Origin of the sequence: Microbulbifer sp. VAAF005 (assembly GCF_030012985.1) — a bacterium.
Taxonomy (GTDB): Bacteria; Pseudomonadota; Gammaproteobacteria; order Pseudomonadales; family Cellvibrionaceae; genus Microbulbifer.
The window spans coordinates 2,789,550-2,800,728 of sequence record NZ_CP120233.1; the positions used below are offsets into that span (position 1 = coordinate 2,789,550).

The following is an 11,179-nucleotide window of genomic DNA, read 5'->3' on the forward strand; positions in this document are numbered from 1 at the left end:
ATCTGCCTATACACTATGGGAATATCTATTTGCCCGTGAGTGTTATGGAAGAGCGCTCGGATTTTGAGATCGGTGGGGTCCATGTCGCCAGGGGCGAGTCCTGCCATATTGATCTGCCCGTTGTGCGGCTTTACACAAGCACAGAAATGGCAATCCCGGTTTATGTGCAGCGCGGTAAAAAAGATGGCCCCAGGATGTTCGTTTGTGCCGCCATACACGGTGACGAACTCAACGGTATTGAAGTAATAAGCCGGCTTATCCAAAGCGGCCGCTTGAAGTCATTGCGCGGGACCCTGGTTGCAGTTCCAATGGTTAATGTTTACGGGGTACTGCAGCACACTCGCTATCTACCTGACAGGCGCGACCTAAACCGCTCGTTCCCAGGGTCGGCAAAGGGGTCTCTCGCCGCACGTATGGCTCACGTCTTCCTCAAGGAAATAGTCACCAAATGCGACTATGGCATCGACTTACACACAGGAGCCGTACATCGCAGTAACCTTCCCCAAATTCGCGCTAACTTGGACGACGAGCAAACCCGAAAACTCGCCAAGGCCTTCGGTGTTCCCGTGCTACTCAACGCTTCTATTCGCGACGGATCCCTGCGCCAAGCAGCCGCGGATCTCGGGGTGAGAGTATTACTGTATGAAGCTGGTGAAGCCCTGCGCTTTGATGAACTCAGTATCCGCGCGGGTGTTAAAGGTGTGATCAATGTGATGAAGCACCTGGAGATGTTGCCGCAAACCCGAAAGACAAATGTGATAGAGCCATTTGTTGCTCGACGCAGCGGTTGGCTTCGCGCGGGGGATAGCGGTATCGCCAATCATCTTAAGGCACTCGGGGACCAGGTCTACCGGGGCGACCTACTGGCGACCATTGCAGATCCATACGGCCAGGAACTGGACCAACTGACCTGCGATGAGGATGGAATCATTATTGGGCGACAGAATATCCCTCTGGTCCAGGAAGGCGAGGCGATGTACCACATCGCCTACTTCCGTGAACCCGAGGGTGTTGTCGAGAACCTGGAACTACTCCAGGATACGCTCCTACCGGATGAGAACTTTTAGGGAGTCCCTATTGTTTCTTCAACAACTCCAGGACTTCCCTGCTCGGGTAGCCCTGAACTTCAACGCCGGCACTCTTTTCAAATTCACTCACCGCTTTGCGGGTACCCGGACCTGCCTTGCCATCAATTTCTCCGGTGTAAAACCCTTTTTGTTTGAGCAACTTCTGCAACTCCTCCACTTGAACACTATCCAGTGGAGTAAATGGGCGCTTCCAATCATTTACCAAAGGCGCACCGCCGCCAATCCGGTCTGCCAACAGGCCTATAGCTATCGCATAGCGATCTGAATTGTTGTAACGCTTGAGGACAAAGAAGTTCTTGAACACTAAAAATGCCGGGCCATTGCGGCCGTCTGGTAACTTTAATTCGGCAATGGCTTTCTTGCTGGGAAAGGGCTCGCCATTGGCTCGTGTGACGCCGAGCTTCTCCCATTCGGCTACCGACATCTTCCCTGCAGGCATTTTACGAGCGGGAATCTTGACCTCATAGCCCCAGGGTTTTCCTCGCTGCCAACCGTTACTGGATAGCAGGTTGGCGGCAGTCGCGAGCGCATCCGGAATGGAGTTCCAGATATCCCGTTTACCATCACCATCGATATCCACCGCATAGGCTTGATAACTGGTGGGAATAAATTGGGTATGCCCCATAGCTCCGGCCCAGGAGCCCAACAAATGCTCACCCTCGATATCACCGGCCTGCAAGATTTTTAGCGCGGCCAGCAGTTGCTGACGGCCAAACTTTTTACGCTGGGGATCCGCATAGGCGAGTGTTGCCAGTGAGCGAATGACACTGCGCATTACCTTGTCGTTGCCGAGGATGCCGCCAAAACTGGATTCCACAGACCAGATCGCAAGCAGGATATTGGGGTCCACCCCGAAGCGCTTCTGGATCTTATCCAGCCAGGGCTTCATTTTCTCCTTTTCCCGCTTGCCTCGCTCAATCGCTCTCTTTTGCACCCGGTTATCAAAGTATTGCCATACCGGAGCTTTGAATTCAGGCTGATAGGCTGCACGATCCAGAACCCATTGGTCTGGAGAAGTGATTCCTTTAAAGGCTTGGTCGTAAACCTCCGCGGAGATTCCACTCTTGATCGCGGTTTTACGGAACTCCTTTACCCACTGTTCGAAGGCCGGATCGGCCTTCTCTTGTGCATGGGTACTGGAAACCAGGAGAACCGCGCTTATCGCGAGAATGGCAGACAGATATTGAAACCATTGCAGTTTGGGCATGGAGTTACCTTCGACACAACTTTTGCTCGCTCAAGGGTAGAACGAGCCACTCTTATCCGAAAGGTGGATTGGCCGATAACCGTTGAACTTCCCACCTACTATTAAACTGGACAGTCACATGAGAGGGAAGTTCGTGCTGCTCACCTTTAGGGTAAGCTCTGCCGCAAAACGGGAAGATTAGGGAATGACGTAAAACAGCACCGCAAAGAAGTGCAAAATACCGCCCGCCAGCACAAAGAGATGCCAAATCGCATGGTGGAAGCGCAGGCTGCGCCAGAGGTAAAAAGCGATTCCACCGGTGTAGCAGAGACCACCGAGAACTAACAGCCACAAACCGCCAGTTTCCAGGCTGTCCGACAGCGGCTTGATCGCCGCCACCACGACCCATCCCATCAAGGCACTGAGAGTAATAGACAGAGCTCGGATCTTCTTCAGCGGGGTGAACTGAATAATCAATCCGATCAGCGCGAGCCCCCAAATAATACCGAACAGCCACCAACCCCAAGGGCCCCTCAGGGTAACCAGGGTGAAGGGAGTATAGGTTCCAGCAATCAATAGAAAGATTGACGAGTGGTCCAGGGTCCGCAGTATTGCTTTGGCGCCGATATGGCTGACTGCGTGGTACAGCGTGGAGGCTAGGAAACAGAGTATCAGGGTGGAGGCATAGACGCTGGAGCTGACAATATGCCAGGCGTCCCCGCGCAGGGCAGCAAATCCGGTCAATACACCCAGACCGGCAATCGCCAGAAGCGCTCCAACACCATGTGTCACACTGTTGGCGATCTCTTCAGCAAAACTGTAACGACTGGCAACGGAAACGGAAGATGACATAAATTAGCCCGGTTAAATTCAGGTCATAAGCCTGCGTGTAGTGCACGACCAATAACTTGGAACAGGTCTAATGATCAGAGGCCTCACTTAAAATAGCAAGGCCATCACCAGACTGCACATTCACAACCGGGCGGTCAGGGCTTAAACGCTAGCGTTGTGAATACCCATTTCGCACAAAGCGGAAGATTCGCGAACAATGGTTTCGTTGCGATCGGGGCCTGTAGAAACAATGTCTACCGGAGCGCCCACCAGCTCTTCGATTCGAGCGATATAGGCGCGTGCATTGGCCGGCAAATCCGCTTCACGACGCACACCGACAGTGTTCTCTGTCCAACCGGGCATAGACTCATAAACCGGCTCGACACCTTCCCAACCTGCAGCATCAAATGGTACTGGGACTTCTTCACCAGCGCTGTTGCGGTAGCCCACACAAACCTTTACCTCCTCGAGACCATCGAGAACATCCAGTTTGGTCAGGCACAGGCCAGAAATACTGTTGATTCGGATCGCGTGGCGCACAGCAACAGCGTCAAACCAACCGGTGCGGCGCTGGCGGCCAGTAGTAGCGCCAAACTCGTGACCTTTTTCACCCAGGTGACGACCAACTTCGCAGTCCAGCTCGGTAGGGAATGGGCCACCGCCAACGCGGGTGGTGTAGGCCTTGGTAATGCCCAATACATAATCCAGGTACAGAGGACCAAAACCAGAACCAGTAGCGGTACCGCCAGCAGTGGTATTAGAGGAAGTTACGAACGGGTAGGTACCGTGGTCAATATCCAGCAGGGAACCCTGGGCGCCTTCGAACAGGATATGCTCTCCGTTCTCGCGCGCTTTGTGCAGGTGATCGGCAACGTCGGTGATCATCGGCACCAGTTGCTCGCGCCAGATCTTGGCCTGCTCAACGGTGTCCTCATAACTGACCGGGTCAACTTTGTAGTATTCGGTCAGAGCGAAGTTGTGGTAATCAATCAGCTCTTTCAGCTGGTGGCAGAAGTTATCCCAGTTGCACAGATCACCCAGGCGAAGACCGCGACGAGCAACTTTATCTTCGTAAGCGGGACCAATACCGCGACCTGTAGTACCGATCGCTTTGGCGCCGCGTGCTTTTTCACGGGCCTGGTCGAGGGCAACATGCACAGGCAAGATCAGCGGACACGCCGGGGAAAGACGCAGGCGCTCGCGCACAGGAACTTCGCGCTCTTCCAGCTCAGCCATCTCTTTCAGCAGCGCCTCCGGGGAGAGCACCACACCATTGCCGATCAAGCAGGTTACGCTGGGGCGCAGGATACCGGAGGGAATCAGGTGCAGTACGGTTTTTTCGCCATCGATAACCAGGGTGTGGCCCGCATTGTGACCACCCTGGAAACGCACTACCAGCGAGACCTTCTCGGTTAGCAAATCGACAATCTTGCCCTTGCCCTCATCGCCCCACTGGGTACCCAGTACTACTACGTTCTTGCCCATCTGTATAAATCTCTAAACTCAGGTTTTTCTCTGCGGGAGCCGGGGCCCCACATAAATGGATGTCTGCGGGTAGGCCCGCGCGATAATAGGCACATCCACTGCGCCCGAAAAATCAGTCTCGTGGTTTTACTACCCACGAATCACCCTCAGCAACCAACTCTCGGTCACAGCGGGAATCCAGTTCACTATCGGCACCACCAGCAAGGGCTGTGATGACCACTTCACCTTGAGCCCGCAGCTCGTGAATCGCCTTCCACAGTTCAGCGCCCTGGGAGCCTCTGACATCTGGCGCCAATATCGCAGCGCCCTCTTCAACGGCAGTGCTGCCCAGATTACTCAATGCCACCAGGTCACTACTGAAGCCTGTTGCTGGGCGATCGCGCCCAAACACGGCTCCGATACCGTTGTAGCGTCCACCATTGGCCAATGCCTGGCCGTGGCCCGGTGTGTAGGCGGCGAATACCAGACCTGTTTCATAGTCGTAGCCGCGTACTTCACTCAAATCGAAGAACAGTGTCACCTCTGGATAGCGCTCATTCAGAGCCTCAGCTACCTGCCTCAAATCGGAGACTGCCGCCAGCAAATTTTGCGGGGCTCCAGAAAAGAGTTCGCGGGCCTTATCCAGGCATTCCCGTCCCCCAACCAGCCCCGGGAGCGCCTTCAGCCACTCGGCAGCCTTCTGGTCGCCAACATTCTCCTCGACCCACTCGCACAGATCAGCAGTCGCCTTGCTCTGCAACATGGCCAACAGGGCGCTGCGCTGCTCGTCATTGAGGCCCGCCGCTTCAACCAGACTCTGGTAAATCGCGACGTGGCCCAGGTCCAGGTGCACTTGGCTGACACCCGCTACCTGAAGGCTTTGCAGCATCAGCGAGATCACCTCAAGGTCTGCACCGAGGTTGTCCACACCAAACAGTTCGGCGCCAACCTGTATCGGCGCTCGCGAACCCATCGGGGTTCGCGGCTTGGTGTACACCACCTGACCGGCGTAGCAGAGGCGGTTGGCGCCTCTGCGGGGAAAGCTGTGGGCATCAATCCGGGCAGTCTGCGGAGTCATATCCGCGCGTATACCCAAAGTGCGTCCAGATATCTGGTCGGTAACCTTAAAGGTGCTCAGATCTACATCATGGCCCATCCCAATCAGGAGGGACTCGGTGAATTCCAACATCGGCGGTATCACCAACTCGTACCCCCAGCAGTGGTAGAGGTCCAGTAGTTGGCGGCGCAGAGTCTCCAATTGCACGGCATCCGCAGGCAGAATTTCTGCAATGCCATCCGGTAACATCCAGCGATCGGCTTGAGTCATGATGAAATGAATTCGTCAGCGAAGAAATTGCGGTGCCACAGCGCTTGCCACAAACGAGCCGCAGCACTTCCCACAAAAAAACCGGGCTGGGCCCGGTTTGCGTGATTTTAGCATCAAGTGCTAACAGGAAGGTAGGGTTATCGAATCTAACCCGGCGCCTATAGCACCAGTTGCCCAGTGCTACACAGCATTTTCAGCCCTACTCTCCTTTCGGGTCTTTCAGGTAGCGGAAGAATTCGCTATCTGGATCGACCAGCAGCATATCAGACTTGCTCCGGAAGGACTCCTTGTAAGCCTGCAGACTGCGGGTAAAGCGGTAAAACTCCGGATTCTTGCTGTAGGCCGCAGCGTAAATAGCTGCCGCCTCTGCATCACCCGCACCGCGTAACTCTTCCGCCTGGCGGTAGGCCTCAGACTCAATCACCACTCTTTGGCGATTGGCATTAGCCTTGATACGCTCACTGGCCTCCTGACCCTTGGCGCGATGATCCCGCGCCTCCAGCTCACGACCAGCGCGCATACGCTGGAACACAGACTCGGAGACTTCCGGTGGCAGGTCAATCCGCTTGACGCGCACATCAATCACATGCACTCCCAGGTCATCCTGAGCCACCTTATTCAGGTTCTTGGTGATCTCCGCCATCAACTCATCGCGCTCGCCACTGACTACCTCATGCAGATCGCGCACACCAAACTCGTTCCGGAGCTGATCATTGATCCGCTCCGACAGCAGGCGCACCGCATTGCGATCGTCACCACGAGTGGCGATATAAAACTTATCCACATCAGAGATTCGATATTTGGCATACGAATCAACCATCATGAATTTGTTTTCACTGTTGAGCATACGAACGGGGCTGGAATCCACCGTCTGAATACGCGCATCAAACTTGCGCAACCTTTCCGCAAAAGGGATTTTGAAGTAGAGACCCGGCTCGGTGTAGGTGCGCACCAGCTCACCAAAGCGCAGTAACACGGCTTTTTCAGTCTCTTTCACTACAAAGGCGCTGGAAGAAAGTACCAATACTCCAACCAGGATGACAACAATGATACCCAGTGTTTTGTTATTCATATCATCCCCTCCTAGCGAATAGTCTGACTGCGACGGGTGCTGGCGTCATCCCGACGAAGGCGCTCAATAACACGCTGATAGACTTCCTCAATCATTACAGGCGAGGTGTCCTGGCTTTGGGCTGCTCGCGCTGCTCCAGCGCCGCCTTGTGCCAATTTATCTAGTGGCAGGTACATCATGTTATTGCCGCCCTCGACATCCACCATCACCTTGGAGGTGTTGGCCATCACGTCCTGTACCGCATCCAGGTAGAGACGCTCGCGGGTAACTTCCGGGGCACGCTCATATTCAGCCAGCAGTTTCTCAAAGCGCACAGCTTCACCTCGGGCACTCTCGATGACGCGGGCTTTGTATGCCTCGGCCTCTTCGATAATGCGCTGAGCCTGACCGCGGGCAACCGGGATTATCTGGTTAGCATCAGCCTGAGCTTCATTTTGCAGACGCACCTCGTCCTCACGGGCTTTGGTTACATCGTCAAACGCATCCTGCACTTCGCGCGGCGCCTTAGCATCAGTCAGGTTAACCACATCAATGCGTATACCGGTCTGGTACAGGTCCAGATATTCCTGTAATCGTTCCTGCGTATCGGCAGATACTTGGGTCCGGTTCTGGGAAATCACACCGTTTAAAGTGAGAGAGCCCACCACGTGACGAAGGGCGCTGTCGGTGGCTTCCTGCAAGCTCTTCACCGGATCGCGAACACGCAGTACAAAAGACTCAGCATCCCCAACCTGCCACTGCACAGTGAGTACCACTTCTACGATATTGGCGTCTTCGGTCAGCATCTGACCGGTAGTGCGCTCGGTACGCACCTCAGTCATATTGACCTTGGTGACGTTATCGATAAGCGGCGGATTCCAGTGCAGGCCAGCAGATTCCGTGGAGTGGTATTTGCCCAGGCGCAAAACAACCGCCTGTTCGTTGGCGTTGACCTGGTAAATCCCCAGGCCGCCATAAATCAATACGGCGAGACCAATAACCAGTACCCAGGGAAATTTGACAGAGTCGCCACTTGGGCTGCCGCTGCCACCACCACCAAACAGGCCACCTAGTTTCTGCTGAATTTTTCGCAGTAGTTCATCGAGATCGGGCGGGCCTCCATTATTGCGGTTACCGCCACCACCCCAGGGGTCTTTATTGTTACCACCCGGCTCATTCCAGGCCATTTAACTTACTCCAACTATGATCACTTAATCTTTTACTTCGGCGGATTCTAGCATCCATTGCCGACAAAATATTGCCGACAGGCCCTAGCCTGAGGCAAGTGGGCAGTCTGCGGAGACCAATCCCGAACAAATTCGACTAAAGGTCGCAATATGACCTGAATTTTAAAATCAATGTTTATACAACAACTACTCGGCAATGGGTTCTTCCAAAACCCATTCCGGCGCGTCATTGCCAGCAATATGTGGCGCCAGCAGACGCTGGAAATCACTACGCGGCAATAATATTTGCAATTCACAGTCACCATTGTCGCGGTAGACTTCCGACTGCACCGCATTAATTTCAAATAGCTGCGCTCGCAGCCTGGACTGATGAGGCTTCACTACCAATTGCCCGCGCACCATTTGCTCGCCCAGGCGCTCGACAATAGCCTCAATCAAAAGCTCACAACCCGCACCCGTTACCGCAGAAAGCCAAACTGCCCGGGGTACACCCTGATCATCCCGGTCTATACGCGGTTCAAAATCTGCCAGCAGATCAATTTTGTTATAAACCACCAGTTGCGGCAGTTCCGAAGCATCAATTTCTTCCAGAACCGTTTGCACTTCTTCCATCAGGTGTAACCGATCATCTGCTGCGGAATCCACCACATGTAGAAGCAACGTCGCACTGGCGGCCTCTTCCAGGGTTGCCCGGAATGCCTCTACCAGTTTATGCGGCAAGTGGGAGACAAATCCCACCGTATCAGCCAATACCATGGCGCCAACATTGGGTAATTCAACCCTGCGCATAGTCGGGTCGAGGGTGGCAAACAATTGGTCCCTGACATAGACATCTGCATCGGTCAGGCGATTAAACAGGGTCGACTTGCCCGCATTGGTGTAGCCAACCAGAGATACGGTGGCCATTTCTGCCCGGGAGCGCGCGCGGCGCCCCTGCTCCCGCTGGCGGCGTACCTTTTCCAGCCGCTTCTCGATGGAGTCTATGCGCGCGCGCAGCAATCGCCGGTCTGTCTCCAACTGGGTTTCACCGGGTCCACGCAGGCCTATACCACCCTTTTGCCTCTCCAGGTGGGTCCAGCCTCGTACCAGCCGCGTTGCCATATGGCGTAGCTGGGCCAACTCCACTTGAAGCTTACCTTCGTGAGTTCGCGCACGCTGGGCAAAAATATCCAGAATAAGCCCTGTGCGATCCAGCACCCGGCACTTTAATTCGCGCTCAATATTGCGCTCCTGACTCGGAGACAGGATGTGATCAAAGATAACCAGGGCGGCTTCCTGATCCTTGACCACCTGGCGAATCTCCTCCAATTTACCTCGGCCAACAAAAGTCTTTGGGTCTGGAGTGGCGCGCTGGCCGAAAATAAAACTGACAGGATCTGCTCCGGCAGATAGGGCCAACTCCTCAAATTCACGAGGGTCGTCGGGACTGTCGATGGCGGAGAGTTCTAGGTGTACCAGTACTGCGAGCTCACCGGATTCCGGTCGATCGAAAAACAATGGGAATTCTCTATTGCGAAAAGGGCGTGATAAGCCCTGACTGAGGTGACAACCGGCAAGCCCTGCAAGGGGCTCACCGAGCTGCTGGCGCCCCGGCAAAACGGGGTGCAGGTGAAATTGATACGGATCTTTTAGCTAAAGGATTCGCGCTCACCGCCTTCACCATTACCCTCGCCGCCGTGCTGGGCTGCGGGATTCAATAGCGGTACGCGCACTGCACGCGACGGAACAACCGTAGAAATGGCGTGCTTATACACCATTTGGCTCACAGTATTTTTGAGTAACACCACGAACTGGTCGAAGGATTCAATTTGCCCTTGGAGCTTGATGCCGTTTACCAGATAGATAGAAACCGGAATACGCTCTTTGCGCAATACGTTGAGGTAAGGGTCTTGTAAGCTGTGCCCTTTTGACATCTTTTTTCTCCTTGTCAAAAAGCTGAATGCGGTATGCAGGCCGCAATCGCACCCGCGAAGAGCGCGGATCAAAAAACGACTGAGGTTGAATACGCGTATAAGTAGTGTAGTAGCGAGCCGGAAAAGGCCGGACTCTGTGAAAACTGACTGAACGGGCTTGTCGTTTAATAGCCCAACCACGTTATGGATGCTTAAGCGAGAAATTTCAAGGCTTCAGCCAATATTTCGTCATTCTCACGCACCCCACCTTGCTCATCCTGAGTGTACAAAGTTAGCAGGTCTGGCCAGCGCCGCAGCCAGGTTAACTGGCGCTTGGCAAGCTGCCTCGTCGCCGCAATTCCAGCGGCCACCATATCATCGTAATCGGTTTGGCCTTGCAAGTGTTGCCAAACTTGTCGATATCCCACCGCGCGAATTGCCGGTAAGTCCTCGTGCAGGTCTCCCCGGTCCAGCAGACCCTTGACTTCATCAATAAAGCCCGCCGCTAGCATCTTGCGAAAACGCAGTTCGATGCGCTGGTGAAGCAGGGAGCGATCGCGGGGCATAATGGCCATCTGGCACACTTGGTACTGCTCCTGTATTCCCCCAGCTTCCTGCTCGCGACGCAACTGCGAAAGCGGAACACCGGTGAGGCGGTAAACTTCCAGTCCCCTTTCGATACGCACCGAATGGTTGGGATGTAGCTCTGCCGCCAACTGCGGGTCCACCTGGGCCAGCTCCGCATGCAATGCAGGCCACCCTTCACGCTCTGCGCGAGCTTCAATTTCTGCTCTCACCGCTGCGTCCGCCTCAGGCAATTTTGCCATGCCTTCCAACAGAGCACGGAAATACAACATAGTTCCGCCAACCAGTAATGGCACTTTACCAGCAGCGGTAATTTCTGCCATAGCTTCCAGCGCATCTTTGCGGAAGCGGCCTGCCGAATAAGACTCGGATGGGTCGCAGATATCGATCAAACGGTGAGGGTAAGCAGCTAGTTCTTCCACTGAGGGCTTGGCCGAGCCGATATCAAGGCCTCGATATACGAGAGCAGAATCAACACTAATTAATTCCACCGGCAAACGATCGGCGAGCGCCATGGCCAGATCCGTTTTGCCGGAGGCCGTTGGACCCATCAAGAAAATTACACGGG

The 11,179-nt window shown here is 54.5% G+C and carries 10 protein-coding genes; 1 reads left to right on the plus strand and 9 read right to left on the minus strand.

From position 1 onward, the window contains the following. Nucleotides 1–44: 44 nt before the first annotated feature. Nucleotides 45–1,067, plus strand: a complete 1,023-nt coding sequence (locus tag P0078_RS12315) for a succinylglutamate desuccinylase/aspartoacylase family protein (RefSeq protein ID WP_282934600.1) — start codon at nt 45–47, stop codon at nt 1,065–1,067. Between the two features lie 7 nt (nt 1,068–1,074). Here P0078_RS12315 and P0078_RS12320 read toward each other — a convergent pair whose 3' ends face one another. The 9 genes from P0078_RS12320 to miaA form a co-directional block, all read right to left on the minus strand. Continuing rightward, nucleotides 1,075–2,295 carry a lytic murein transglycosylase gene (locus tag P0078_RS12320; RefSeq protein ID WP_282930277.1) on the minus strand — a complete coding sequence of 407 codons (1,221 nt, stop codon included), beginning with the start codon at nt 2,293–2,295 and terminating at the stop codon, nt 1,075–1,077. Between the two features lie 177 nt (nt 2,296–2,472). Then, a complete protein-coding gene (gene trhA / locus P0078_RS12325) occupies nt 2,473–3,126 on the minus strand; it encodes a PAQR family membrane homeostasis protein TrhA (protein ID WP_282930278.1) in 654 nt (217 codons plus the stop codon). Between the two features lie 141 nt (nt 3,127–3,267). Continuing rightward, entirely contained in the window at nt 3,268–4,590 is a 1,323-nt protein-coding gene (locus tag P0078_RS12330; protein ID WP_282930279.1) for an adenylosuccinate synthase, read from the minus strand. Nucleotides 4,591–4,702: 112 nt separating this feature from the next. Continuing rightward, the gene (locus P0078_RS12335; protein WP_282930280.1) at nt 4,703–5,896 is read right to left on the minus strand and encodes an ATP phosphoribosyltransferase regulatory subunit; all 1,194 of its coding nucleotides are present in this window, start codon (nt 5,894–5,896) and stop codon (nt 4,703–4,705) included. A gap of 199 nt (nt 5,897–6,095) precedes the next feature. Continuing rightward, nucleotides 6,096–6,968, minus strand: coding sequence for a protease modulator HflC (gene hflC, locus P0078_RS12340; RefSeq protein WP_282930281.1), 873 nt, complete (start codon nt 6,966–6,968; stop codon nt 6,096–6,098). An 11-nt stretch (nt 6,969–6,979) separates the two neighbouring features. After that, on the minus strand, nt 6,980–8,134 hold the full coding sequence (gene hflK / locus P0078_RS12345; RefSeq protein ID WP_282930282.1) for an FtsH protease activity modulator HflK: 1,155 nt from the start codon (nt 8,132–8,134) through the stop codon (nt 6,980–6,982). Nucleotides 8,135–8,320: 186 nt separating this feature from the next. After that, on the minus strand, nt 8,321–9,631 hold the full coding sequence (gene hflX / locus P0078_RS12350; RefSeq protein WP_282930283.1) for a ribosome rescue GTPase HflX: 1,311 nt from the start codon (nt 9,629–9,631) through the stop codon (nt 8,321–8,323). Nucleotides 9,632–9,762: 131 nt separating this feature from the next. Then, nucleotides 9,763–10,047 carry an RNA chaperone Hfq gene (gene hfq / locus P0078_RS12355; protein ID WP_020413623.1) on the minus strand — a complete coding sequence of 95 codons (285 nt, stop codon included), beginning with the start codon at nt 10,045–10,047 and terminating at the stop codon, nt 9,763–9,765. Between the two features lie 191 nt (nt 10,048–10,238). After that, on the minus strand, nt 10,239–11,162 hold the full coding sequence (miaA, locus tag P0078_RS12360) for a tRNA (adenosine(37)-N6)-dimethylallyltransferase MiaA (protein ID WP_282934601.1): 924 nt from the start codon (nt 11,160–11,162) through the stop codon (nt 10,239–10,241). Between the last annotated feature and the right edge of the window lie 17 nt (nt 11,163–11,179).

Bases quoted from the DNA above. Each gene is read 5' to 3' on its own strand.
- P0078_RS12320 (WP_282930277.1), bottom strand. From the start codon at position 2,295: ATGCCCAAACTGCAATGGTTTCAATATCTGTCTGCCATTCTCGCGATA.
- hflK (WP_282930282.1), bottom strand. From the start codon at position 8,134: ATGGCCTGGAATGAGCCGGGTGGTAACAATAAAGACCCCTGGGGTGGT.
- hflC (WP_282930281.1), bottom strand. From the start codon at position 6,968: ATGAATAACAAAACACTGGGTATCATTGTTGTCATCCTGGTTGGAGTA.
- P0078_RS12335 (WP_282930280.1), bottom strand. From the start codon at position 5,896: ATGACTCAAGCCGATCGCTGGATGTTACCGGATGGCATTGCAGAAATT.
- hfq (WP_020413623.1), bottom strand. From the start codon at position 10,047: ATGTCAAAAGGGCACAGCTTACAAGACCCTTACCTCAACGTATTGCGC.
- miaA (WP_282934601.1), bottom strand. From the start codon at position 11,162: ATGGGTCCAACGGCCTCCGGCAAAACGGATCTGGCCATGGCGCTCGCC.
- P0078_RS12330 (WP_282930279.1), bottom strand. From the start codon at position 4,590: ATGGGCAAGAACGTAGTAGTACTGGGTACCCAGTGGGGCGATGAGGGC.
- trhA (WP_282930278.1), bottom strand. From the start codon at position 3,126: ATGTCATCTTCCGTTTCCGTTGCCAGTCGTTACAGTTTTGCTGAAGAG.
- P0078_RS12315 (WP_282934600.1), top strand. From the start codon at position 45: ATGGAAGAGCGCTCGGATTTTGAGATCGGTGGGGTCCATGTCGCCAGG.